The organism is Pantoea sp. X-Soil-MYKO-1289 (genome assembly GCF_059730625.1).
Genome location: NZ_AP036005.1, coordinates 1 through 23,105, shown reverse-complemented (window position 1 = coordinate 23,105; position 23,105 = coordinate 1). Strand labels below are relative to the sequence as shown.

Below are 23,105 nucleotides of genomic sequence, written 5' to 3'. Positions count from 1 at the left end.
GTCAGTTAAATAGCCAGAGCAAAAAAAATTTCGCCGCCTGCCCTGAAAGGCAAAAAGGCGTCTTATTATTAATGCTGATGCCTATACCGCTGGATTTAATAAGCTCCAGCGAAATTTAATGTGACAAACCTCACATATGTGCCAGGCTTAATTTATCCGAAAACGATGTGCAAGGAGCTAAGCATGAGTAATCAAAATGACAAAACACTCGTCCCGGTTGAATTTCCGAAACCCTCTTTTCCAGGGCAGAAACAACCCGTTCCCGGTCTTGCCAGCAAAATGGATCCGGTGCCGGACCATGGGGAAACCACCTATCGCGGCACAGGCCGTCTGACCGGTCGCAAAGCGCTGATCACCGGCGGTGATTCCGGTATCGGCCGCGCTGTGGCTATCGCCTATGCACGTGAAGGCGCTGACGTGGCGATTAACTATCTGCCGGAAGAAGAGTCCGATGCGGCGGAAGTGATCCAGCTGATTGAAGCGGAAGGCCGCAAAGCCGTGGCGATCCCCGGCGATATCCGTGACGAAGCCTTTTGCCAGTCGCTGGTAAAACAGGCTGTCGAGAAGCTGGGCGGGCTGGATATTCTGGTCAACAACGCAGGCCGTCAGCAGTTTAACGAGTCTATCCGTACCCTCTCCACCGAAGACTTTGACGCCACGTTTAAAACCAACGTCTACGCCATGTTCTGGATCACCAAAGCGGCGGTCGACTATCTGCCGCGCGGCGCGTCTATTATTAATACCTCGTCGGTGCAGGCTTATCAGCCCAGCGAAATTTTGCTCGACTATGCGCAAACCAAAGCGTGCATCGTCGCCTTTACCAAAACCATGGCACAGCAGCTGGGCAAAGAAGGCATCCGCGTGAACGCGGTTGCGCCGGGCCCATACTGGACGCCGCTGCAGGTTTCCGGCGGTCAGCCGCAGGAAAAAGTGAAAGAGTTTGGCGCCAGCGCGCCGCTGGGCCGTCCCGGCCAGCCGGTTGAAATCGCGCCGCTCTATGTGACCCTGGCTTCGGTCGAAAGCAGCTATACCTCTGGTCAGGTATGGTGCTCCGATGGCGGCACCGGCACGCTGTAACCCCCCTGCTCTCCTTCCAACTGGCCGCCCTGTGCGGCCAGTTTTTTCGTCTGTAGAGAATGCGTTTCAGACAAGGATGCTTCTGATGAAAAACGGTGATTACGCCTCGCCCGTGCGCGAGGAGGGATTTGCTGGCCTCGGCGACTACGCAGCGATTGGCGAAGGACGCTCCGTGGCGCTGATTGCTCCCGACGGCGCCATCGACTGGTGGTGCGCGCCGAACCTGGATTCGCCGCCGCTGTTCGATCGTTTGCTCGATCCCGGTATTGGCGGGTTCTTTTCGCTAACTCCGGTTCAGCCCTGGCGCATGCAGCGACGCTATCGCGAAGAGAGCAACGTGCTGGAAACCTGCTTCACCACCGACGATGGCGAAGTGCGCCTGACCGAGTCGCTCAACAGCACGCTGGCGGGCCGGCTGCCGTGGAGCGAACTGGCGCGTCGCGTTGAAGGCGTACGCGGCAGCGTGAAACTTAAACTCCATTTGCGCTTCGGCACCGTGGCGGAAACGCGCTCGCCCTGGATGGGCGAGACCACGCAGGGCAACGTGTTCCATATCGGCGATATCATGGCGATGTTGCGCACCAGCGACGACGTGAAGATCACCCATATGGATGACGAAGAGGTGATCGCCGAGCTGACCACGCGGCAGGATTCTCGCTCGCTGGTGGCGCTGCTGATTACCCTGCGCGAACCGCTGGCGGTGCCCGATCTCGACGCTATCGATACCCGTATTGAAACCAGCCATACCGCCTGGCAGGACTGGTGTCAAAGCCTGAGCTATGAGGGCGAGTATAAAGAGCACGTTAAACGCTCGGCGCTGTCGCTGAAGTTTCTCTGGTACTCTCCGACCGGCGCGCTGGCCGCGGCGGCCACCACCTCGCTGCCGGAAGGCATCGGCGGAGAGAAGAATTACGACTATCGCTACGCCTGGGTGCGCGACGCCTGCCTGATCATCAAATCTTTCGTCTATCTCGGCGCGCTGGAGGACTGCAAAGCGGCTTTCTCCTGGCTGTCGCAGACCATTCTGCGCCACGGCGTCGAGCTGCGCACCTGCTATACGCTGGAAGGCGACATCGTGCCGCCGGAACGCTATCCGTCGCTGCGCGGCTACAAAGATTCGCGGCCGGTGCGCGTCGGCAATAACGCGCGCGACCAGCGCCAGCTAAGCATGTATGGCGATATGCTCGCCACGGCGCAGCTGTTTATCGAAGCGGGCCACGTGCTGGATCTGGGCACCTCGCGTCTGCTGGGCCAGCTGGCGAACCACTGCGCCGACCGCTGGCGGCTGAAAGACTCCGGTATCTGGGAGCTGCACGACGAGCAGCACTACACCCATTCGAAAATGGCGTGCTGGCTGGCGCTGGATCGCGCGGTCGCCATGGCGGAGGCGCGCCATATCGAACCCACCTGGATGGCGCGCTGGGCGCGCGAGCGCGACCGCATTCGCGACTGGATAGAGACGCACTGCTGGTCGGAGAGCAAACAGGCCTATCTGTTTTACGTCGGCGGTGAAGATCGGCTGGACGCGTCGCTGGCGCTGGTGCATCACTACGGCAACGCGGTCAACCCGGCGCGTATGCGTTCGACCTATGCGGCGATCCAGCGCGAGCTGGGCCAGGGCCGCGCCATGCTTTACCGCTATAGCGGCGTGGAAGAGGAAGAGAGCACCTTTATCGCCTGCTCGTTCTGGCTGGCGGAAGCCTGGGCCTCCACTGGCGAGATCGATAAGGCGCGCGCCTGCATGGAGGAGATCCTGGAGACGCTGTGCGACAGCGGCAACGTTGAGATCTTTAATGAGATGTTTGACGTGCGCAGCAACGAGTGGCGCGGCAACCTGCCGCAGGGGCTGAGCCACCTGGCCCTGATCTGCGCCGCGCAGGCATTGACCTGCCACCAACATAATCAGAACACCAAAGGAGAAGCCTGATGGCGATCAGAGGCATTGAGCATATCGGCATCACCGTCAGCAATATTGAGCAGGCGGAAAACTTTTTTATCCACGCCCTCGACGCATCGATCCTCTACCGCATCGTGCCGTGGCAAAAAAGCGAGCAGCGTATCAGCGGCGATCAAATGCGCCCGGTTAACGGCTTTCCGTCTCAGCTGAGCGTGACTGGATTGTCGATGCTGCGCCTGGGCAACGGTTGCAACGTAGAGCTGTTTCAGCTCGATCCAGGCATCGCCGACGATCTGGCGAACATCGGCCAGCCCGGCGTCAACCATTTCTCGCTGCTGGTGGATGATATCCATGAGACGGCGGAGAAGCTCAAGGCGCACGGCGCACGCTTTTATGACGGCCCGAGCGACTGTTTTGCGCAGGAAGAAGGGCCAGGCAATCAGACCTGGTTCTGCCTGACGCCGTTCGGGGTGCTGATTGAGCTGATCGCCCTGCCCTCGCCGCTGCAGTATGACAGCGAAGCTAGCCAAACGCGCTGGCTGCCCGCCGAATAGATGCTTTGCCGGGCCGCGCTTCGGCGCGGCTGTGCCGCTTCGCCAGGAATACTCTGAATCATGAGCCTCAGCAAATTAATTTATCTGTTTTCGTCAGCTTAAACCTGTACAGCCATATTATTCCTATACAACTTCACCAATATTCCTCTTTATTTCCAGGTGCTTCTGCCAGCCTGAATTAATACCCTTTTATTTAACCTGCTAATTACCGCCTCGCCGTAGCGCTTGCGGAATAAAACAGGGCTTCTAATCTTAACGCTGTAAGACGCACACAGCTTTTCAGTCCGGCTGTGTTATTTCTAACTCATGAAGAGGACCCATTATGGCTCAACATCGAGGTGGATCAGGTAACTTTGCTGAAAATCGTGAAAGAGCGTCAGAAGCTGGCCGTAAAGGCGGACAGCATAGCGGCGGCAACTTCAAAAACGACCGTGAAAAAGCGTCCGAAGCAGGTAAAAAAGGCGGGCAGAACAGCCGCCGTGGCTCCTGAGCATTTATCTGCATTGTGACGGTCAGAGAAACCCAATACTCTGCATCGCGAGGATTAAGCCGCTAGTGACTGCGCCGGGTTGCAAAACCTGGCGCATGTTTTTTTGGCCAGCACAATAAACCGCCTGTTATCTCTCTGATTTAATCCGCCCTGCTTCAGGCTCCGCGCTTTTCGCCCTTGTTAATAATCTCCTGGCAACTTCGTTAATTAACCCACGCAGGCGCGACCGCAATTAAATCAGGGCCAGCCGTCGCGACTGGCCCATAAACATTAAAACGTGGCGTTTAACCCGATATTCCAGCCCATCTGATGGGCATCGCGGTTGCCGCCGATGGCGGATACGCCAGCAAAGGCATTGACCGTTTCGCCCAGCGGCACGTTGGCGCCGACAGCAGCGTCCAGCCAGTTGCTGTCGCGTGCGCCCGTGGTTCGGCTGAAAGCGGTGCGGGTCGACTTCAGACCGGCGGTGACGGTGGAGTCGGTATCGCCAAACTGATGGTTATAGCTCACCTGCGCCCAGGGATTGACCGGCCACTGATGGCTGTCAATGCGCCAGCCGATGGCGCCGATTTGCGAATGGCTGGTCTGGTCGCCGTAGCGCATCGAGGTGCTGCTATTGCCCTCTTCGCGGTAGCCGCCGATGCGGCCATAGTCGAGCGCATAGCTGGCCACGGGGCCGGTAGTCAGGTGATCGCCCAGCGGCAGGTCCCAGCCGGTCTGCACGCGCATGCCCAGCAGCTTGCCGCCGGTATTGCCCTGCTCGGTGCGGGTTGCCGGACCGATTTTTATCTCGCGCTGGATATCGTCAAAATCCAGGTCGGCATAGTGCAGATCGGCGTTGATCCACGCCTGGTCGCCCAGCTCAAGCTGGCTGTAAAGCGCCACCAGATTGCCGCGCAGGCGGTAGTCGTAGCGCGATGAAGGCGCCTGCCGCTGGTTGGTATTCGAGAAGAGCACGCCGCTCTGCCAGCTGTCGGTAAGCTGATAGCCGAGGCCCAGCGTAAAGCTGGCGGTGGTGGCGTCGCCGTTGTAATAAGCATCGCCTTTATAGTCCACATGCTGGCCGGCATAGCCGCCGAATACCGACAGATCTCCCGCCCTGCCCGCCTGATGCCGCTGCTGTTGCAGATGCCCGTCCAGGGTGGTTTGCATATCGCGCGCCAGGGTTTGCGGCGCCTGCGACAGGGCCGCAACTTGCGCGGGCGCGTCGAGAATCGACTGAATATAGTCCGCCATCATCGCGTGTACGTCGGGGCTGGGATGCAGGCGGTCGGCAAAGAGATAGGCCTGCGCGCGGGAGAAGCCAGCGTCGGTAGAGGCGCACTCATCCGCTGCGGTGCCGACGGGACAGGCGATGCCGATAGTATTGGTCAGGCCGTAACGGGTCGGATCGGCGATCACCTCGTTAAACAGCCCGGCGATATCGACGCGCACGATATTGCCGTTGAGCGTCGCCAGCCCCAGCTCTTCCTGCTGGTTGTAGCCCGCCGTCAGCGCCGAGACCTGCGTGCTCAGCGCCTGCCACGCGCGATAGAGCTGCTCCGCCAGCGCGTCGCGCACGGCGGGTATCCCTGACACCTGCGCCGCCGCCTGGGTAAAGGCGTTGCGCACCGCCTGCTGGCGCGAGGCGGCATCAGGAGTGGCGGCGCCGTCGAGCGACTGGAACGCGGCGGCCGAGGCCGCGCTGGAGGCGGGCCCCAGCGCGCTCAATACCGTTAAGATCATATAGGGCGTTTCGCCCAGCTGCGGTACGGTCGGCACAATAACTGCGCCTGCGCCGGCATCCAGCAGGGTTTTCACCTGTGCCGTCGCCGCCGCGGCGCTGGTGCTGAGCGTACGGGTGGCGGTAGAGGGATTGGTAACGGCGGCCGCGACGTCGTTAGCGCCGATCCAGTGAATATAGAGACCGTTGCCGTCGGCGCGTCCGCCGGTCGATCTCAGGTAGCCGGCGAGCTGGTCTTCGGTGTTAAGCTGCGGATTGAGCTGCGGCCGCGATACTGCGTTGCCCTGGGCATAGTTGCTGCCGCCCAGCCTCGATCGCTGTAAGTCCTGTCCCAGATGTGCAGCCAGAATTTCATCGTAGAGCGGATGGCGACCGCCATCCCAGGTAAAACGACCGATATTGCCGCTGTCGCTCAGGCTGTCGCCAAACACGGTAAGACTATCCCACGCCAGCGCCGACAGCGGCGTCATTAATACGCCGAGGGCAGCGAAGGCAGCGAGAGAACGCGCGTCTTTAAGGGTTTTCATCATCGACTCCGGAAATCGCCAGGCGTCGCTCGCCCGGCCGCAGGGTTGAAAGACAGACGCGGTCGAAGATGCCCGCGCAGCCAGAAAAGCGCCGCATCCATGATGCGAACGTAAAGAAAATGTTAACAAGGACGATTAAAAAGCTAGTCAGAGAAAGGCGCTGTCGCCACTCTTTTGGCGATATTTCGTCAGGCAGGGGTTAAAGCGAAGCGGAAGGTAACGCCTTGTTGTGCCAGCACTCCTTACCGGCACAGACCTTTCAGGCGTTCTGGATTTGATAGATCCAGGCGGTAACGAGGTCACCTTCTTCAGTGTTCACTGTAACAGGCACGCGATCGTAACCTGCTTCAAATTCATCCAGCATCGGCCAGTGCTGCGCCAGGCTGGATGACTGAAAAACGTAGCCATGTACAGGCGCTCCCTGGTCATCCAGCTGGATAGCCGGAAACCCCAGCGCTGCGCCCCAGCCCGATTCATGCAGCACGCCTTTCACCCATCCCGCCAGCCAGTCGCCGCCGATATTTTCCAGAATATGAGCGTTAGAGCGCCCTGGACACAGGGTGCCGTAGACAAACAGCTTTTCCATTTACTTCCTCCTTTTAAAAAACGAAAGCCTGACTTTACCGACGATGTCAGGCAATGTCATGCCCTGCGCCGGTTACAGTGAACAGCTCTGACGAGGTCGGATTACTGATTACAGTGAATGTTATTGCCTGGGCGTAAGTACGGGGCTGCTGATTACAGTGAATGTTATTGCGATACTGAATGAATGGCGCTGCTGATTACAGTCAATCTGCACGCATAGCGGCTATGCGAGCGAAAAACAGGGCGATCTGTTTGAAGCCTGAGCGATTACCGGATGAAATTTGATCATATCCGCCAGCTACGAAGCATTCACTGTAATCAGTAGAAAAGCGTGAAAGCAGAGAGCGTCGCGAATCGGCGGTTAGCGCCAGCCATGGCTGGCGATTTCAGGCTGAAACGCTTAAAAATCAAGGGACTTGTCTTAAGCCCCTTGAGCCGTTACCAGCGCGTCTTCTCCATATCGATAACGAAGCGATATTTCACGTCGCCCTGCAGCATACGAGCGAAAGCGCTTTCGATCTCGTTGCCAGCGATCATTTCGACGTCGGAGGTGATGTTGTGCTGGCCGCAGAAGTCGAGCATCTCCTGCGTTTCGCGGATGCTGCCGATGGAGGTACCGCTAATGCTCAGTCGACGGAAAACCATCGGCGTGACGTTCGGCGACGGATGTGGCCGATCGGGAATGCCCACTAAAACCAGCTGACCGTTGGTTTTCAGCGTCGCCAGGTAGGGATCGAGATCGTGCGGCGCGGCAACGCAGTCGAGAATAATATCCAGTGAAGCCTGACAGGCGGCCATCTGCTGGTCATCGCGCGATACCACGACATGGCTGGCGCCCAGGCGCCGCGCATCAGTACCCTTTTCTGGCGAGGTGGTAAACAGCGTCACCTCTGCGCCCAGTGCGCTGGCGAGCTTCACCGCCATATGCCCTAACCCGCCCAGCCCGATAACGCCGACCTTGTGGCCCGGCTGCACCTTATAGTGACGCAGCGGCGACCAGACGGTTACGCCGGCGCAGAGCAGCGGCGCGACCGCTTTCAGATCGAGATTCTGCGGAATGGAAACCACAAAATGCTGATCGACAATCACATGCTGACCGTAGCCGCCGAAGGTGGTGCTGCCGGTATATTTATCGGTGCCGTTATAGGTAGGAGTAAAGCCCGCCTCGCAGTACTGCTCTTCCTGCTGCTGGCAAAAGTGACACTGACCGCAGGAGTCGACCATCACGCCGACGCCGACAATATCGCCCGCTTTGTAGTGGGTAACGTTAGCGCCCGCCGCTTCGACGCGCCCGACAATTTCATGGCCAGGCACCAGCGGATAACGGCTAACGCCCCACTCATTGCGCGCCATATGCAGATCGGAATGGCATACGCCGCAGTAGATAATGGCAATTTTAACGTCGTCCGGCTGGAGTTCGCGTAACTCGACCTGGCCTACAGCCAGCGGTTGCGTCGCCTGCTGAGCGACCAGTGCGTTAATTTTCATCGTTTCCTCCTGATGTCTGCCTGAAGCGGCAAAGAAAGCGGCTCACTATAGACAGACGGGGAAGCTATTGGTAGTAGTTACCTTTTGGTGACCATGAGGAAATGTTGTAATGCCCGCCTGGATTGATGGAAAGCTGATGTTTTTCGCAGATTCGCCGCCGCGGCGCCTGCTGGAGCTGTTTGCCGTTAAATGGAGCACCATGGTGCTGCACGCCCTTTATCACTGGCCTGAGCAGCGCGCGCGCACGGGCGAACTGCAGCGCAGCCTGCAGGGTATTTCAAAAAAAATGCTGGTGCAGACGCTGCGTGAACTGGAGCAGCGCGGGCTGGTGTCGCGCAAAGTGTTTGAAGTGGTCCCGCCTAAGGTGGAGTACGCGCTGACGCCGCTGGGAAGAACCTTCGCCGAACCGATTGAGCGGATGTATCAGTGGGGGCTGGAGCATCAGGTCGCGCTGGATGAGATGGAGCAGAATCTCGAGGCAGCGCGGCGGCAGGCATGACCCCGGCGGCATCGCGCGGGGTCGGCAGAGGCTTAGCCGAAGGGAAATTCGCGTGAGAGGACGCGGGCGATCACGTTTAACGCGCCTTCGTCGTTATTGCTTTCGGTTTTATAACGCGCCACGGCGCGCACCGGCTCCACGGCGTTCGCCATGGCAAAGCTGAAGCAGGCCTGACGCAGCATCTCCAGATCGTTGGCGCTATCGCCGATAGCAACGACTTCGCAATCGCTGATGCCCCATTTTTCCTGCAGCAGCGCGATGCCGTGCGCTTTGTGACAGCCCGGGATAATCAGATCGATAAAGCCATAGCCGCTGGAGACCGGATGCATAATGTTTTCGATCTCGCCCAGCTGGTTATGCAGGCGCGCCAGCAGCGCATCGACGCCTTCATGCGCCAGGTTTAGTGAAAACTTAAAGATGGTGTCGTCGATAGCGTAGAGATCGTCGCGTTTCTCCAGCCGAGCATAGTGGTTCGACAGCAGGTTGACCATCTCATCCGGAACCGATGAATGAACGTAGGCGCCGTTGCGTCCGCACACCACGGTGCTGATATCGGGCTCTTTCGCCAGGATGTCGAGCACCTGATGCACGCGCGACGGCGCCAGCTCGCCGCAAAAGATCTCTTCATTGCTGTCTGAAACCCAGGCGCCGTTCTCGGCGACAAACGCGATTTCATCTTTGATTTCAGGAAAGTAACGCTGCAGCTGATAGTACTGATTACCGCTGGCGACCACGAAACGAATGCCTCTCTCTTTCAACAGCGCGTACTGCCGCAAAAAGCGCTGAACGTTGTACTCCTTGTTGTCGTCGAGAAAGGTGCCATCCATATCCACCGCGATCATCTTTACCGCCATTGTCATCTCCTTGCTGAGGCTGTTGTTTCAGTGATGCCCACTCAATGGGTAAAGCTTACCCGCAGTGTGGATTAATGAGAATTCTAATAATAAGAATGTTCCAGGCTTTCGGAGCTTTCCTGACGCAGTGTGCAGAGGATCACGAAACCAGGGGTTGCCTTATCATAATCGATCTGCTTAAACTTACGAACGAAACACAAATATATTACAAATGAAAAACACTTACCCGCCTGCGGAGGACAAAATGACCCTACACACTCAGGCTACGCCGTTGCCCGACGATATCAGCGTAGCGATTCGGACGTTTAAGCAGCAGCTTCGCGAGCAAATCGGCGATGTCGAAGCGCTTTTCGCCCACGTCAGCCAGCGCATCGAAAGCGCGATTGCGGAAGCGAAAAGGGAAGAACAGCGTTACGGTACCGCGTGGCCAGTGGTGACGCAGCAGGCTATCGCCCGGGGAGAGGTTTCGAATGAAACCCTGGCGCGCATTAAACGACGCGGCTGCCTGGTAGTGAAGCAGCAGTTTGCCCGCGAGCAGGCGCTGGCGTGGGATCAATCGCTGCTGGATTATCTCGATCTGAATGACTTCGACGCGCAATATCGCGGCCCCGGCGATAATTTCTTTGGCAGCCTCGAAGCGTCGCGTCCGGAAATTTTCCCCATTTACTGGTCGCAGGCGCAGATGCAGGCGCGCCAGAGCGATGCCACCGCGCAGGTGCAGTCTTTCCTGAATCGTCTGTGGCGTTTCTCTTCTCACGGCAAGCAGTGGTTCGATCCTGATGTCAGCATTATTTATCCCGACCGCATCCGTCGTCGTCCGCCGGGCACCACCTCGAAAGGGCTGGGCGCGCATACCGACTCCGGCGCGCTGGAGCGCTGGCTGCTGCCCGCTTATCAGCAAGTCTTCGCCGCCGTCTTCCATGGCGATGTAGAGGCTTACGATCCCTGGGACGCGGCGTGGCGCACCGAGGTGAATGAATATGACGTGCCCGACACCACCAAATGCTCCGCGTTTCGCACATTCCAGGGCTGGACCGCGCTGTCAGATATGCTCGCCGGACAGGGTCTGCTGCATGTGGTGCCGGTGCCGGAGGCGATGGCCTATATTCTGCTGCGTCCGCTGCTCGATGACGTGCCGGACGACGAGCTGTGCGGCGTCGCGCCCGGCAAGGTGCTGCCCGTCAGCGAGAAGTGGCATCCGCTGCTGATTAACGGCCTCTGCTCCATCCCGCCGCTGGAAGCGGGCGATTCGGTATGGTGGCACTGCGACGTCATCCATTCCGTCGCGCCGGTGGAAAATCAGCAGGGCTGGGGAAACGTGATGTATATCCCCGCCGCGCCGATGTGCGCCAAAAACCGCGCCTGCGCGCAGGAGGTCGCCGAAGCGCTGGCGCTGGGTCGGTCGCCTGCAGATTTCCCGCCTGAGGATTATGAAACAGGCTGGCGCGGCCGCTTTACGTTCGACGATTTGAACGACAACGGCCGCCGCGCGCTCGGGCTGGCCTGATCGTTGCCGCGCAGCGTCCCCTGCGCGGCTTCTCTCTGCTACACTGGCGCCACCCTTTTCCATAAAACGGCCCGCATGAACGCTCGTCATCAACAGATTATTCAACTCGTTAATACGCGCGGCAGCGTGACGGTCACCGAACTGGCCCAGCTGACCGGCGTTTCCGAAGTCACCGTCCGCCAGGATCTCAACCTGCTGGAGCGCGATCATTTCTTGCGCCGCGTCCACGGCTCCGCCATTGCGCTGGATAGTGATGACGTCGGTATGCGTATGCATACGCGTTACGAACTCAAACAGGCGCTTGCCAGTCACGCCGCGGGCCTGATTGACGCCGGCGAGGCGGTCTTTATCGAAGGCGGCAGCACCAATGCCCTGCTGGCGCGCCTGCTGGCCGATCGCGCCGACATCACGGTCATTACCGTCAGCCATTTTATCGCCCACCTGCTGAAAGATGCGGCGTGCGACGTGATCGTGCCAGGCGGGCTGTTGCAAAAGAGCAGCCAGTCGATGGTCGGCCCGCTGACGCGCTACTGCATTCAGCAAATACACTTTCATAAAGCCTTTATCGGCGTTGACGGCTGGCAGGCGGAAACCGGTTTTACCGGCCGCAATATGCTGCGCTGCGATGTGGTGGATGCGGTACTGGCGAAGAATGTGCCGACCTGGGCGCTGACGGACGCCTCGAAGTTCGGGCAGATCCATCCCTATCCGCTGTCGTCAGGCTATCGGGTCGCGCAGGTGATCACCGACAGCGGACTGAACGCCGAGGCGCTGGCGCAGCTGGAGGAACAAGGTGTCGCGGTAACGCGCGTCGCGTCGCGCTGAACCGCCGCTCAGATCTTCATATGATCGATGAGCGCCCGCAGCTTGGGCGCCAGATTCTTGCGGCTGGGAAAGTAGAGATAGAATCCGGCGAAGGTCGGCAGATACTCCGCCAGCAGCGGCACCAGCTCGCCGCGCGCGATATAGGGCCGGTAGGTCTCCTCCATGCCGAATGCGATGCCGCCGCCCGCGCAGGCGGTGCGGATCATCACCCCCATGTCATTGGTATTCAGCCGCGCGTTAACCGCCACATCGAACTCCCTGCCCTCTTCCGCAAATTCCCAGCGATATGGGGCTACGCCCGGCTCGCGTCGCCAGCCGATGCAGCAGTGCTGCAGCAGTTCATGGGGATGACGCGGCGTGCCGCAGCGCGCCAGATAGTCGGGCGAGGCGACGGCGATTTGCCGCTGACGCAGCGAGACCGGCACCGCAATCATATCCTGCGCGATTATCTCTCCCAGCCTGACGCCCGCGTCATAGCCCTGCGCCACAATATCGAACTCTTCGTCAGTAACTGAAATATCCAGCTCGATATGCGGATAGCGTCTGAGAAACGACGCCAGCAGCTCGCCGTTGATAAAGCGTTCGGCGATAGAAGAGACCGCCAGCCGCAGCAGCCCTCGCGGCTCGCCCGCCAGCGCGCTGACGTCCTCTACCGCCTGATTGAGCTGCGATATAGCCGGCGCCGCTTCGGCATAGAGCCTTTCCCCCGCTTCGGTAAGGCTAAGGCTGCGCGTGGTGCGACGAATCAGCGATATCTGTAACCGATCCTCCAGCCGCCTTAACGCCTGACTCACAGCCGGCCGCGTCACACCCAGCTTCTCTGCCGCCACGCGAAAGTTGCGCGTTTGCGCCAGGGTGACGAAAACCTCCAGCGCGTTTTTATCCAGCATCATTGGTTAGCCTCTGTTACCAGTCAGGTAAGGAATGGATGGATTCTATTTATAAAGCAGCAGGCATAAGATCGCCAGACACTTAACGACAGGAGCCTGACCATGAGCAATAAAGTGATCTTAATTACCGGCGCCTCAAGCGGCATCGGCGCTGGCATCGCCCGTGAGCTGGCGGCAAGCGGCGCAACGCTGCTGTTGGGCGCACGCCGCGTCGATCGTCTGGAGACGCTGGCGGCGGAGCTGGAGCAGCAAGGCGCAGAAGTGGCCGTTGCCGCGCTGGATGTCACCTCGCGCGCCTCCGTACAGCAGTTTGCTGAAGTCGCGCTGGAAAAATGGGGGCGGATCGACGTGATCATTAACAATGCGGGCGTCATGCCGCTGTCGCCGCTGGCATCCCTGAAAGTGGATGAGTGGGATCAGATGATTGACGTCAATATTAAAGGGGTGCTGTACGGCATCGCCGCCGTGTTGCCGCCGATGCTGGCGCGCGAAGCGGGCCATATCATCAATATCGCCTCTATCGGCGCGCTGAGCGTCTCGCCCACCGCCGCCGTGTACTGCGCAACCAAGTTTGCCGAACGGGCGATCTCAGACGGTTTGCGTCAGGAGAATACGCAGCTGCGCGTGACCTGTATTCATCCAGGCGTAGTGGAAAGCGAACTCGCCTCTACCATTACCGACCCCGCCGCCGCCGCGCTGATGGAAGATTATCGATCTATCGCGCTTCAGCCGGCGGCGATTGGACGCGCCGTCCGCTTCGCCATCGAGCAGCCTGACGATGTCGACGTCAGCGAGATTGTCGTGCGCCCTACCCGCTCGCCCTACTAATGCCGCCTCAGCGGCTAACGCAGGACAACAAAAAAGGCTGCCTTGCGGCAGCCTTTTCTGGCACGTCCCTGTACGACCATCCGTTATTTATAGAGTTCAGCGGTCATATAGACGCCGTTATCGGCGCGGGCGCTGGTAATTTTGTAGCCTGAAGCGCCTTCAGCCTGCGCTTTCGCCGCGATATGGGCTTCAGCGCTGTCCAGCGTGCTGCCGTGCGCAGAGATGCTTTGTGCAGCAAAGCTGCCAAATGAGATCATTGAGAGTGCAGCGACGGTAGCAATAGCGAGAGTTTTTACGTTTTTCATGGTCAAAATCCTTCTTTTGTTAGTGCAAGGCGACATGCCTTCGATGGGTGTTATAATAACCTTAGTTACTATTACCCGACTAACAAAAAGTGCGATCTTGATCACTCTTTTTCCAGGGCCTGCTGAACAGCCCGCTGTGCATGAATTTGTGTGGTATCGAACAGCGGCACGCTGGCATCGTTCACTGTAACCAGCATGGTGATCTCGGTACAGCCGAGGATAATTCCTTCGGCACCCTGCGCGGCAAGCATGGCCATTATCTCGCGAAACCGCGCCCGCGAGTCAGGATTAATCACTCCCTGACACAGCTCCTGATAGATCACCTGATGGACAAAGTCGCGATCCTCCTGCTCAGGCGTGATCACTTCCAGACCCCACTTATCCGTGAGCCGTCCGCGGTAAAAAGCCTCTTCCATGGTAAAGCGCGTGGCTAACAGCCCGACCTTTTTTAATCCTTCCGCATGAATGCGTTGCGCAGTCGCATCGGCGATATGCAGCAGCGGGATCGCCACAGCCTGTTCAATCTGTGGGGCGACTTTATGCATGGTATTGGTCGCCAGCACCAGAAAGTCAGCGCCCGCACGTGAAAGCGCCTGCGCAGCTTGCGCCAGCAGCACGCCGGCTTTGTCCCACTCTCCCGCGCTTTGCAGCTTCTCTATCTCGTCGAAGTCCAGGCTATAAAGCACCACGCGCGCCGAGTGCAGGCCGCCCAGGGCGAGCTTAACCTCTTCATTCAAAATGCGGTAATAGAGCGCCGTCGATTCCCATGACATGCCGCCGATTAAGCCAATTGTTTTCACATTATGCCTCGCTTCTCCAGATAGTGATTGCCTCTAGCATGCCTGATAACAGGTCGCGCTGCCGCGGCTTTATTGGCAGGCGGATGCGCTTTAGCACAAAAAAACAGCCACGGATGTGGCTGCGTTTGTTTTGCAGCAGCGGATTAAGCCTGCTGCGGCCAGCGGGCCTGCGGAAACAGCGAGAGCCGTATGTTGAACAGGTAGAGCAGCGGCGCGTAAAAGCGACTATCGCGCTCTGCCAGCGTTTCCAGCGCCAGCACCAGTTGGTCCAGTTCGTCCAGCAGCGCCTGATGTGGCGGCGTCTGCAACACCCTGATACGGCTTTTAAGGAACCGCCGTAGCTCAGCAAACAAGGGATCGCTGCTAATCTGCCGCTCGGCCAGCAACGGCTGATGACGTACGTAGAAGTCATAGCAGTTGGCGCCCAGCCAGGCTTCGGTAATCAGATTGCCGCCCGCCGCCAGTTCAGCGTCGTTGTCGATACGCTTGCGAGGAAGGATCACGTTAACCTTGTCCAGCGTGCGCGCCACAAACTGTTGACGCATCAGTAGCGAAGCGCTGTTAAGCTCAACCGCATTGATAAACTGCAGCAGCTCTTTCAACCCTTTGCGCAGCGCACGCCTGGCCGTCCAGGCTGGCCGTTTATTGCGGATCACCGCGGTAACCATGACCGCTGCCGCTATGCCGCTGAGGGTCGAGAGCGAGGCATTCACTATAAGCAGCAGGTCAGGTTTAAAGTGATGGCTCATTCCGATCAGGCCAGGGATCTGCGTCGCCACAATCAGGCCGATCAGATTGGTCGAGGGATTGGCAATCACCAGCCCCAGCGCCATCAGCCCCGGCGCCAGGCAAAGCACCAGCGCTTCAAAAGAGGTCGCTTCCGGTATCAGCAAAGTGGTGTAAAGCATGCTGATGACGATCGACAGCACCACCCCCTTGAGGAAAATTTTCATCGGCGCGAGCGGGCTGTCCATAGCAGCAAAGAAGGAGCAGAGAACCGCCGCCATCATGGGGGCAGTCGCGCCATCCACCCAGCCGCTGCCGATCCAGAACAGACAGGTCAGGAAGGTGGCGAGAAAAGCGGTCAGGCAGGAGAGCAGCAGCATGCCTTTATCGACATGTTTATGGCTGCGCGCTACCTTGCCAGGTTTTACGCTCGGCGTCAGATCGCTGACGCGCTCGCTCACCGTCTGGTACGCCTCGGCGATACGCACGAAGTTCAGCAGCCTTTCCAGCAGGCCGGCGAGCAGGATACTCTTCTCAACCGGCAGCTCACCACTTTCCCACTCCACCCTGAGCTGCTGCTGTGCCACCGCCAGCCTTTCCTTAATCGCCTGGGTTTCGACGCCGTGATCGGCGCTGTTCAGCCAGTGCAAAAACTGCTGAAACGTCTGCGCGACATGCTCTGGAAAGCGTATCTGCTGTTCCGCCAGCAGGCTGAGGCGCGCCTCAATCGCCGTGAGCGTGGGGATTAAATAGGAGAGATGCTGATACTGAACGCTGACCAGCCGAATGAGCCGCCGTGCCGCTTCGCCTTCATAAACGCAGTGGGTAATCAGGGTCTCAACGTTCAGCGGATAGTTCGCCATCTGGACCAGGATATCTTCCCGTTCCAGCGACTTCTCCGTAGGCATCACTGTCATCAGCTCGGCGCAGAGCTTTCTGGCGTTTTGATACCAGTTGCTGACGCTCTGCTCCAGCATATTGCTCATTGAGACCGGCATAATGAGCCGATGCACCAGGCTGCTGCACAGGATAGCCACGCTGATCTCCTCCACGCGCGAGATAACCGTATAGGTGATGTCGTCCGGAGCGGTGACGTCAGGAAAGCCCATAATCGCCGCGCTGTATCCCGCCAGCATAAAGACATAGCTTTTGGGCGTGCGGTCGTGCAGCGACAGGTAGAGACAAAGCGCGACCCAAAGCGAGATGCAGAGGCTGAACAGCATCGGGTCCTGCACCGTGGCGGGATAGATCAGCAGTACGAAAAGACCGCCCAGCAGCGTGCCTAAAAAGCGGAAAACAGATTTTGAAATAGTAGAGGCGGAATAAAGCTGTGAAGCGACGTAAACGGTAGTCAGTGACCAGGCAGGTTTATCAAGGTTAAGTTCTAATGCGATATAAAGCGCCAGGAAGGCGGCCAGGCAGGTTTTGCTGGAAAAGAGCAGCGCGCTTTTTGAAAACCACTTCATACAGTGAATGGACCTCAGACAGGCATTTTTTTGCCGTATCCTGGCAGAAGGCGTCATGGAATGCTCTTTGATTATTACTACAAATCATTAACGTGCTAACTATTCTCTCTCAGCATAAGTGAATGCAATTGGTTATTTATTGGTTATATACGCTTTTTGCTAAGGTTAGCGAAAAAACCGGAGAGCAACAGATGAAAAGAAACGGATTAACGCTGGCAATACTGGCATGCGCCCTGAGTTCCCTGACGCCCGTCACTCACGCAGCACCTGAGCAGGTAAATATCGGCTATCAGAAAGCGAATATCTTTGCCCTGCTTAAATATCGCGGCACGCTGGAAGAAACCTTTAAGAAAGAGGGAATCGCGGTTCGCTGGGTGGAGTTTCCCGCAGGACCACAAATGCTTGAAGGACTCAACGTAGGCAGCATCGATCTGGCGGCAACCGGCGATGCGCCGCCCGCCTTTGCTCAGGCGGCAAAAGCCGATCTGGTTTACCTGGGACATTCGCCTGCCAATCCCAAAACCGAAGCGATTGTTGTGCCTTCCTCATCAGCCATTCACAGCGTTAAAGATCTTAAAGGTAAACGTGTGGCGCTGAATAAAGGCTCAGACGTGAACTATCTGCTTATCGCTGCGCTGGAAGAAGCGGGGCTGACCTATAAAGATATTACGCCGGTCTATCTGCCTCCAGCGGATGCGCGCGCCGCTTTTCAGAAAGGCGCGGTTGATGCCTGGGTGATCTGGGATCCCTATCTTGCGGAAGTTGAAGCCAGCACTGGCGCGCGACAGGTGCGCAACGCAGAGGGGCTGGTGCCGCATTATACTTTTTATCTCGCCAGCCGAAAATTTGCCGATAGCCAGCCTGAGACGGCCAAAAAAGTGCTCGACGAGTTGAGTGCATTGAGCCACTGGGCAAATGAGCATCAGGATGAGGCAGCCGCGATTCTGGCGCAATCCACTGGCCTGGATAAAGCTATCTGGCACACCACGTTGACGCGTCTGCCTTATGGAGCGGAGCGCATGTCTGATAGCGTATTTTCGCAACAGCAAACGCTGGCGGATACCTTTACGCACGTCAAGCTGCTGCCGGTTAAAGTTGACGTGCGTTCGGCTACCTGGTCAGCGGATAAGAAGTAAGCCTGATTGCCCTGGCGTCAGGGCAATCATCTCCTCCCTTGTCGCCATCTGCTGGCGATTTCAGCCTGAAATTATCAGTAAAAAACAATCTCATTCAAACACTTACATATGAAATTGCGCTGGAGAAGATGTTGAGCTTTCAGCACAGGCTGAGGAAAGCGAGTAAGCTTTTCCCTTCATAGGGCATTATCTGATGACTTTTGATTTCCAAAAAAGAATGAAATTTTGGCGATTTCAGCCTGAAATTTTCGCAGAACAAGCCCAAAAACAGTGAGTTATGCGTGAAAATTTGATGGCGAATAAAGAGAAGGGAAGAGGGGATAAAACACATCCGGGTAGAGGTTTACCCGGATGCAGGCGCTTACTGGTCGCCCAGATACTTGCGTAATGTTTCAGCAATCACTCTGTCGAGTTCTTCCTGCAGCTCTCTGGACTGGCGGTTGAACTCGTAGCTAAACATGCGGCCGCGAATTTTCTTCCGGGCGAAACGATCTTTATCTGCAAAGGTCCAGAGGTTTTCTGAGACAGGTTTCTCTTTTGCGGGAGCTTCCATCAGCGTCTGACTGCCGTTGCGCACCAGACGAAGAATATGGTTTTTCACCTCATCTTCCGCCAGCCCTTCGCGAGCGCAGATACTATCCACATCCATAGAAACGGTTTCGATAAGCCGCTCAATCGGCTGTCCAGTCTCTGAGAGTTTATCGGCGGCCATCAGCAGCGCCTTGTAGTCGGGATAGGTCAGTTCGGAATGGTTGGGAAAAAGTGAAATCAGCTCTGCCGGCACGCTCGCCGCCTGCAAAGCTCGCGTCACTTTCGCCTGCGACAGGCCCTGACTCTCTGCGATCTCTTTTTGCGACAGGCCGCCGTTTTTTAACGACAGCAGACGCAGGCCGACTTCGCGCAGGTTATGCTCGCGCGCGGTCTGAATATCCTGCGCCAGTCGACGTGCCTCTTCGGTGGTGATGGCGGTTTCGGAAACCAGGATATCCAGTCCGGTCTTGCAATACAGCGCGGCAGCGCGACGGCGTGAACCATCCAGAATTTCGATGCGTCCGTCCCGCTTCACGCCGATGGCCGGGAAAAACTGCTGCAGTTTAATGGTGCGGATAATGTCGCGCAGCGAATCGGGCGTGAGTCCAGCCTGATCGCGTCCGTTGGTTTCCATCACCACAAAGGTTTTATCTTCTATCTCTTTGGCTTCAATACGCTCAAGACGAAACACGGCACGTTTGCCGGTAGAGAGAACAAAAGTTTGTGTTGGTGTATCTGTTGTCGCTTCAGCCTGCACAGGTGTCTGGCTGAAGGTTCTGCCGATAGTAATTCTTTTTGCACTCATAACGACCTCAGTTCAGGCGAATAAATTCAATACGGTCAAAAACCGCTTTCGCAAAATCTTCCGCAGCTGAACGCGCATTTTTTAACGCTTCGCTGCTGCCGACGTAGGTTGAGGGGTTGGCTGAAATAACGGTGTCAAAGGACTCGCCGCAGCGCTCAAACCCGTCAAGGCGCGGCAGAGCGGCATCCAGCATATCGCCGCCGAATATCTCTTTCGCCAGGCTATGGCAGAGTTTGTGATCCGCTTTATTGGACAACTTGGACATAAAGCCGATATTGCCCTGTAAGCGGCAGGGCGCGCCGGATTGCTCAATGATATCGATCAGTTCGGGAAGGCGCGTCAGATACTTCAGGGTAGAGTGGAAATCGACCTGCGCGGGCGGCACGGGCGTCATCAGCAGATCGGACGCCGCAATGGCATTTTTCAAAAACGCATCCAGATGTGGGCCGCTGTCGATAAAGATAAAGTCATAATCTTTCTTCAGTTTGGCGATGACGTTCTCATAAAGTACGGCATGAACATTCTGACCAGAGAGATGTTCGGCACAGAGTTCGTCCCAGCGGGAAGCGATAAAAGCATCGTCAATGGACGCGGGCAGTACATCAACGCCGGGGATAATCGACGGCACGATAAATTCTTTTATCAGCTCTTCGCGACTGACGTTTTGCAGCATCGCCTGCGCGGCTGTGGCTTCGACGATACCTACAGAACGCTCGTGGTTGAGGAACATCGTCGCAGAAGACTGGGGATCGAGATCGATAACCAGGATGCGCAAATCTTCAAAGAGCAGATGTGGATGCGCCCGCAGCGCATGGGCAAGAGAAACGGTCGAAACGGTTTTGGATACGCCGCCTTTAAGGTTACCCACAAAGATCGTATAGGCTTCCGGATGGCGATCGCGGTATTTAGGCACGCCGCGGTGGTGATAAATATCGATAATGTTTTCAATCGACATGGCGTACTTAGTCGAACTCCCTGCTGCGCGCTTGTCAAACTGGTAGCCGCTTTCTTCCATCTCGTTGACAGCATAGTCGACGCTGGCGCGCGTCAGCTTAGGCAGCTTGGCCAGCGCAGCCTTAGCGTAAACCTGGTAAAAAGTATTCTCATGCAGTTCTTCTTTCTGCGCCTGAATCTGTTCTGTCAGGCTCAGCAGCATTCGTTCGGACCGTTGTGCGACCTTCAGCACCTGCTTTTCGTCGTTAGCCATACTTGCTCCACACATGTAGGATTTATGACTTTATACATAAATCCTGCATGTCGGGCAAGAAAATATCTTACATACCGAATTAAAGGAGAATCCAAATTTGGCTGTAAAGATAACAAGTTGTTTTCAAGATTCACTGTAACCAGTAGCTGGAGACAAAAATGTTAAATGAATGACCAAAACATTCACTGTAATCAGTAGTTCATTCACTGTAATCAGTAACCCGGCATAGCTTGGAGCAACTGCATGTTTTCTGCTTTCTTATAGCCTCACTTACCTGGCTAAACGTTCACTGTAATCAGCTGTTGCCCTGGAAAGCATTCACTGTAGTTAGCGCAAGAGGGCAGGAACGCGATATGAAATCGTAACATTCACTGTAATCAGTATCTGCATAGAGAAATCAGGCATTGAGGCTCTCCTCGCAAAAACGTTCACTGTAATCAGCAGTACATTCACTGCAATCAGTGAAGCGTTCCAACATTCACTGTAATCAGTAGCCAGGTGGTATCAGAGCGCGAGCAGAAATGTCAGAACCCTTATGCTGCAAAGATTCACTGTAATCAGTAAACAAGCCGAAAAGCGGTCGAGCAGGGGACTAACATTCACTGTATTCAGTAGGTGGCGCCGCAGAGTGTGAATGGACTTTGCGCCAGCACCTGGAATTAGAGGCAGAGAAGCCTACAGCAAGGGGATACGCGTGAAAGATTCACTGTAATCAGCAAATGACAATAGACGGCGGGAATATGAAAGGAAGTAAGGCGTTCACTATAGTCAGGCCAGTGCAGATAAGCGGCATCTTGAGCCATCGGGTATCACTGTGCGAGAGAGAAGGTTCACTGTAATGGGCAACAACGCTTAAATTGCAGGCAAAACCAGCGCGCTATCCTGAAAATGTTCACTGTAATCAGCATAGGCGCCAACCCTGTCACGTTTCACTGCGCAATAAACGCTGAGGTTCACTGTAGTCAGTAATCCTGAGACCACCTCAAATGAAAACGATAATTTAGCTACAAAATTCAATTAGTTGAATGAAATCATTCACTGTAATGAGTAACACTAGCCCTTAAAAGAGTTCACTGTAGACAGCAAAAACACCGGCCAGAGCTGCGCCAGAGAATATTCACTGTAATCAGTGTAGACAGCATTCTAAAGATAGCAAGGAGGAGGAAGCGGATGTTAGTAAGCGTAAACTAACATTATAAAGCGTTGTTTTAATTATAGATGTAAAAAGATGAGGACGAACGGGAAGGCATCGTATTGGCTGGCGATCACTGACTACAGTGAACAGTGCCCATTACAGTGAATGCTGCGAAGAGCTGACTACTGTGAACGCCAGTGCAGCCGCAGCAACTGTCACGTTTTCGCGAAAGTGACAGTGCCACAGACAATATACCGATTACAGTGAACGATCCTTATGACTCATCAAAATCGATCTCGTCGAGAGAGTCGATACTCTCCAGCGTACTGATTCCATCCAGTTTTGGCGTGCGGCTATGGATAATAAAAAACACCGAGCGCCCACGTTTAACCTCGGAATAATCGAGATAGCCAATCTCTTTCAACTGCTCCATCGCGCGTCGCACAACGTGGTTCTGGGTAGTGGTTTTTGAGCCGAGGTTAAGTCGCATACGCAGGCGCGCCAGCGAAATAGGCGCTGGATTGGTCGGCAGGCTTTCAAGAAAGGTATAGAGCGCCTGCGCAGACTCTTTGCGCTTGAGCCGGGATATCGCCCTGAGCTGCAGCAAGACTTTATGGTCGAAGTTATAAAGCTCAAACAGCTTGGGATCGGCCTGAATGCGCACCACATCTTTTTCCCGATCGTAATAGGCGGACTGCACAAGGTGCGTATGGTAAGCCTTGCCGTTGCCCTCAAAAGAGAGGGTATTAGTAGCAATGCGCCGCAGCGAGGCGTCCAGCCGCTTACGCAACGCCGCAGAGGAGTTGGCGGAAGGAATGCCGCACATCTTGACGAAATCGATAAAGGGCAGGGTAACGGTATCGCCCTGAGTGGGGTAGCGGGAAAAAGACTGAATGATCCCGGCCCAGGTTTTGAAATCGTTATCCATATCCAGTCTTGCGCCGGTAATGGTAATCTTCTCATAACCCTCTGCTTTCACCAGCGACAGGTTTTTAAGCTCTTTGGTCGCATCAGTGGAAGCCATCGCACCTGACTTTCCGCGCGCCGTTGATTTCAGTGTCGGGACAAACAGTCCCAGACGCATCAACGCGACGGGCTGAACAGTATTGTTCTTATTGGGATGAAGCTGAATAACTTCACCGCTGTTTTTGGTCACCGACAGAAAAGGTTCAAGTAACGCTTTGTTTTCGCTCTCTTTATCTGCCATAGCATAAGATCTTCATTCTGTGGATGAAAGGGATCGTTTTCTG

20 protein-coding genes are annotated in these 23,105 nt (G+C 56.3%); 9 read left to right on the top strand and 11 right to left on the bottom strand.

From position 1 onward, the window contains the following. Positions 1–183 precede the first annotated feature (183 nt). The 4 genes from AC6I7Z_RS19510 (at position 184) to AC6I7Z_RS19495 (ending at position 4,018) form a co-directional block, all read left to right on the top strand. Positions 184–1,077 carry an SDR family oxidoreductase gene (locus AC6I7Z_RS19510; RefSeq protein ID WP_048781060.1) on the top strand — a complete coding sequence of 298 codons (894 nt, stop codon included), beginning with the start codon at positions 184–186 and terminating at the stop codon, positions 1,075–1,077. 85 nt (positions 1,078–1,162) lie between these two features. Then, positions 1,163–3,004: a glycoside hydrolase family 15 protein gene (locus AC6I7Z_RS19505; protein WP_497815490.1), complete on the top strand. Its 1,842-nt coding sequence runs from the start codon at positions 1,163–1,165 to the stop codon at positions 3,002–3,004. After that, positions 3,004–3,528: a VOC family protein gene (locus AC6I7Z_RS19500; RefSeq protein WP_497815489.1), complete on the top strand. Its 525-nt coding sequence runs from the start codon at positions 3,004–3,006 to the stop codon at positions 3,526–3,528. Before AC6I7Z_RS19505 ends, AC6I7Z_RS19500 begins: the two co-directional genes overlap by 1 nt. A 322-nt stretch (positions 3,529–3,850) precedes the next feature. Beyond that, positions 3,851–4,018, top strand: a complete 168-nt coding sequence (locus AC6I7Z_RS19495; RefSeq protein WP_071997418.1) for a con-10 family general stress protein — start codon at positions 3,851–3,853, stop codon at positions 4,016–4,018. 270 nt (positions 4,019–4,288) lie between these two features. Here the strand turns inward: AC6I7Z_RS19495 and AC6I7Z_RS19490 are convergent, their stop codons facing one another. The 3 genes from AC6I7Z_RS19490 to AC6I7Z_RS19480 all read right to left on the bottom strand — a co-directional run bounded on the left by AC6I7Z_RS19490 (position 4,289) and on the right by AC6I7Z_RS19480 (position 8,341). Next, entirely contained in the window at positions 4,289–6,268 is a 1,980-nt protein-coding gene (locus tag AC6I7Z_RS19490) for an autotransporter outer membrane beta-barrel domain-containing protein (RefSeq protein WP_497815488.1), read from the bottom strand. 259 nt (positions 6,269–6,527) lie between these two features. Beyond that, complete coding sequence (locus AC6I7Z_RS19485) at positions 6,528–6,854, bottom strand: gamma-glutamylcyclotransferase family protein (protein ID WP_497815487.1); 327 nt, start codon at positions 6,852–6,854, stop codon at positions 6,528–6,530. Between the two features lie 437 nt (positions 6,855–7,291). After that, positions 7,292–8,341, bottom strand: a complete 1,050-nt coding sequence (locus AC6I7Z_RS19480) for an NAD(P)-dependent alcohol dehydrogenase (protein WP_497815486.1) — start codon at positions 8,339–8,341, stop codon at positions 7,292–7,294. A gap of 109 nt (positions 8,342–8,450) precedes the next feature. Between AC6I7Z_RS19480 and AC6I7Z_RS19475 the strand changes: the two genes are divergently transcribed. Next, positions 8,451–8,840, top strand: a complete 390-nt coding sequence (locus AC6I7Z_RS19475) for a winged helix-turn-helix transcriptional regulator (RefSeq protein ID WP_497815485.1) — start codon at positions 8,451–8,453, stop codon at positions 8,838–8,840. A 32-nt stretch (positions 8,841–8,872) separates the two neighbouring features. On the opposite strand, the gene AC6I7Z_RS19470 is transcribed toward AC6I7Z_RS19475, so the two are convergent. Continuing rightward, positions 8,873–9,694, bottom strand: a complete 822-nt coding sequence (locus AC6I7Z_RS19470; RefSeq protein WP_497815484.1) for a Cof-type HAD-IIB family hydrolase — start codon at positions 9,692–9,694, stop codon at positions 8,873–8,875. Between the two features lie 244 nt (positions 9,695–9,938). On the opposite strand from AC6I7Z_RS19470, the gene AC6I7Z_RS19465 reads away from it, so the two are divergent. Both AC6I7Z_RS19465 and AC6I7Z_RS19460 read left to right on the top strand, forming a co-directional pair. After that, positions 9,939–11,201 carry a DUF1479 domain-containing protein gene (locus AC6I7Z_RS19465; protein WP_497815483.1) on the top strand — a complete coding sequence of 421 codons (1,263 nt, stop codon included), beginning with the start codon at positions 9,939–9,941 and terminating at the stop codon, positions 11,199–11,201. Positions 11,202–11,276: 75 nt separating this feature from the next. Continuing rightward, positions 11,277–12,026 carry a DeoR family transcriptional regulator gene (locus tag AC6I7Z_RS19460; RefSeq protein ID WP_497815482.1) on the top strand — a complete coding sequence of 250 codons (750 nt, stop codon included), beginning with the start codon at positions 11,277–11,279 and terminating at the stop codon, positions 12,024–12,026. A gap of 8 nt (positions 12,027–12,034) precedes the next feature. On the opposite strand, the gene AC6I7Z_RS19455 is transcribed toward AC6I7Z_RS19460, so the two are convergent. Beyond that, the gene (locus AC6I7Z_RS19455) at positions 12,035–12,919 is read right to left on the bottom strand and encodes a LysR family transcriptional regulator (protein WP_497815481.1); all 885 of its coding nucleotides are present in this window, start codon (positions 12,917–12,919) and stop codon (positions 12,035–12,037) included. A gap of 99 nt (positions 12,920–13,018) precedes the next feature. Here AC6I7Z_RS19455 and AC6I7Z_RS19450 point away from each other — a divergent pair, with 99 nt between their 5' ends. Continuing rightward, positions 13,019–13,744, top strand: coding sequence for an SDR family oxidoreductase (locus tag AC6I7Z_RS19450; protein ID WP_497815480.1), 726 nt, complete (start codon positions 13,019–13,021; stop codon positions 13,742–13,744). Positions 13,745–13,827: 83 nt separating this feature from the next. Here the strand turns inward: AC6I7Z_RS19450 and AC6I7Z_RS19445 are convergent, their stop codons facing one another. From AC6I7Z_RS19445 to AC6I7Z_RS19435, 3 genes are all read right to left on the bottom strand, one after another. Continuing rightward, positions 13,828–14,049 (bottom strand): YdgH/BhsA/McbA-like domain containing protein, encoded by a 222-nt coding sequence (locus tag AC6I7Z_RS19445; RefSeq protein WP_048781080.1) that lies wholly within the window; start codon positions 14,047–14,049, stop codon positions 13,828–13,830. 101 nt (positions 14,050–14,150) lie between these two features. Then, entirely contained in the window at positions 14,151–14,849 is a 699-nt protein-coding gene (locus AC6I7Z_RS19440; protein ID WP_497815479.1) for an aspartate/glutamate racemase family protein, read from the bottom strand. Between the two features lie 143 nt (positions 14,850–14,992). After that, the gene (locus tag AC6I7Z_RS19435; protein WP_497815478.1) at positions 14,993–17,041 is read right to left on the bottom strand and encodes an FUSC family protein; all 2,049 of its coding nucleotides are present in this window, start codon (positions 17,039–17,041) and stop codon (positions 14,993–14,995) included. A 191-nt stretch (positions 17,042–17,232) separates the two neighbouring features. On the opposite strand from AC6I7Z_RS19435, the gene AC6I7Z_RS19430 reads away from it, so the two are divergent. Continuing rightward, positions 17,233–18,177 (top strand): sulfonate ABC transporter substrate-binding protein, encoded by a 945-nt coding sequence (locus AC6I7Z_RS19430; RefSeq protein WP_497815899.1) that lies wholly within the window; start codon positions 17,233–17,235, stop codon positions 18,175–18,177. 361 nt (positions 18,178–18,538) lie between these two features. Here AC6I7Z_RS19430 and AC6I7Z_RS19425 read toward each other — a convergent pair whose 3' ends face one another. The 3 genes from AC6I7Z_RS19425 to AC6I7Z_RS19415 form a co-directional block, all read right to left on the bottom strand. After that, positions 18,539–19,513, bottom strand: coding sequence for a ParB family protein (locus AC6I7Z_RS19425; protein WP_497815477.1), 975 nt, complete (start codon positions 19,511–19,513; stop codon positions 18,539–18,541). A gap of 7 nt (positions 19,514–19,520) precedes the next feature. After that, positions 19,521–20,720 carry an AAA family ATPase gene (locus AC6I7Z_RS19420; protein ID WP_048781090.1) on the bottom strand — a complete coding sequence of 400 codons (1,200 nt, stop codon included), beginning with the start codon at positions 20,718–20,720 and terminating at the stop codon, positions 19,521–19,523. 1,409 nt (positions 20,721–22,129) lie between these two features. After that, a complete protein-coding gene (locus AC6I7Z_RS19415; RefSeq protein ID WP_033748239.1) occupies positions 22,130–23,062 on the bottom strand; it encodes a RepB family plasmid replication initiator protein in 933 nt (310 codons plus the stop codon). Positions 23,063–23,105 lie beyond the last annotated feature (43 nt).

Coding starts and splice junctions, on each gene's coding strand:
- AC6I7Z_RS19510 (WP_048781060.1), top strand. CDS start 184: ATGAGTAATCAAAATGACAAAACACTCGTCCCGGTTGAATTTCCGAAA.
- AC6I7Z_RS19505 (WP_497815490.1), top strand. CDS start 1,163: ATGAAAAACGGTGATTACGCCTCGCCCGTGCGCGAGGAGGGATTTGCT.
- AC6I7Z_RS19500 (WP_497815489.1), top strand. CDS start 3,004: ATGGCGATCAGAGGCATTGAGCATATCGGCATCACCGTCAGCAATATT.
- AC6I7Z_RS19495 (WP_071997418.1), top strand. CDS start 3,851: ATGGCTCAACATCGAGGTGGATCAGGTAACTTTGCTGAAAATCGTGAA.
- AC6I7Z_RS19490 (WP_497815488.1), bottom strand. CDS start 6,268: ATGAAAACCCTTAAAGACGCGCGTTCTCTCGCTGCCTTCGCTGCCCTC.
- AC6I7Z_RS19485 (WP_497815487.1), bottom strand. CDS start 6,854: ATGGAAAAGCTGTTTGTCTACGGCACCCTGTGTCCAGGGCGCTCTAAC.
- AC6I7Z_RS19480 (WP_497815486.1), bottom strand. CDS start 8,341: ATGAAAATTAACGCACTGGTCGCTCAGCAGGCGACGCAACCGCTGGCT.
- AC6I7Z_RS19475 (WP_497815485.1), top strand. CDS start 8,451: ATGCCCGCCTGGATTGATGGAAAGCTGATGTTTTTCGCAGATTCGCCG.
- AC6I7Z_RS19470 (WP_497815484.1), bottom strand. CDS start 9,694: ATGGCGGTAAAGATGATCGCGGTGGATATGGATGGCACCTTTCTCGAC.
- AC6I7Z_RS19465 (WP_497815483.1), top strand. CDS start 9,939: ATGACCCTACACACTCAGGCTACGCCGTTGCCCGACGATATCAGCGTA.
- AC6I7Z_RS19460 (WP_497815482.1), top strand. CDS start 11,277: ATGAACGCTCGTCATCAACAGATTATTCAACTCGTTAATACGCGCGGC.
- AC6I7Z_RS19455 (WP_497815481.1), bottom strand. CDS start 12,919: ATGATGCTGGATAAAAACGCGCTGGAGGTTTTCGTCACCCTGGCGCAA.
- AC6I7Z_RS19450 (WP_497815480.1), top strand. CDS start 13,019: ATGAGCAATAAAGTGATCTTAATTACCGGCGCCTCAAGCGGCATCGGC.
- AC6I7Z_RS19445 (WP_048781080.1), bottom strand. CDS start 14,049: ATGAAAAACGTAAAAACTCTCGCTATTGCTACCGTCGCTGCACTCTCA.
- AC6I7Z_RS19435 (WP_497815478.1), bottom strand. CDS start 17,041: ATGAAGTGGTTTTCAAAAAGCGCGCTGCTCTTTTCCAGCAAAACCTGC.
- AC6I7Z_RS19430 (WP_497815899.1), top strand. CDS start 17,233: ATGAAAAGAAACGGATTAACGCTGGCAATACTGGCATGCGCCCTGAGT.
- AC6I7Z_RS19425 (WP_497815477.1), bottom strand. CDS start 19,513: ATGAGTGCAAAAAGAATTACTATCGGCAGAACCTTCAGCCAGACACCT.
- AC6I7Z_RS19420 (WP_048781090.1), bottom strand. CDS start 20,720: ATGGCTAACGACGAAAAGCAGGTGCTGAAGGTCGCACAACGGTCCGAA.
- AC6I7Z_RS19415 (WP_033748239.1), bottom strand. CDS start 23,062: ATGGCAGATAAAGAGAGCGAAAACAAAGCGTTACTTGAACCTTTTCTG.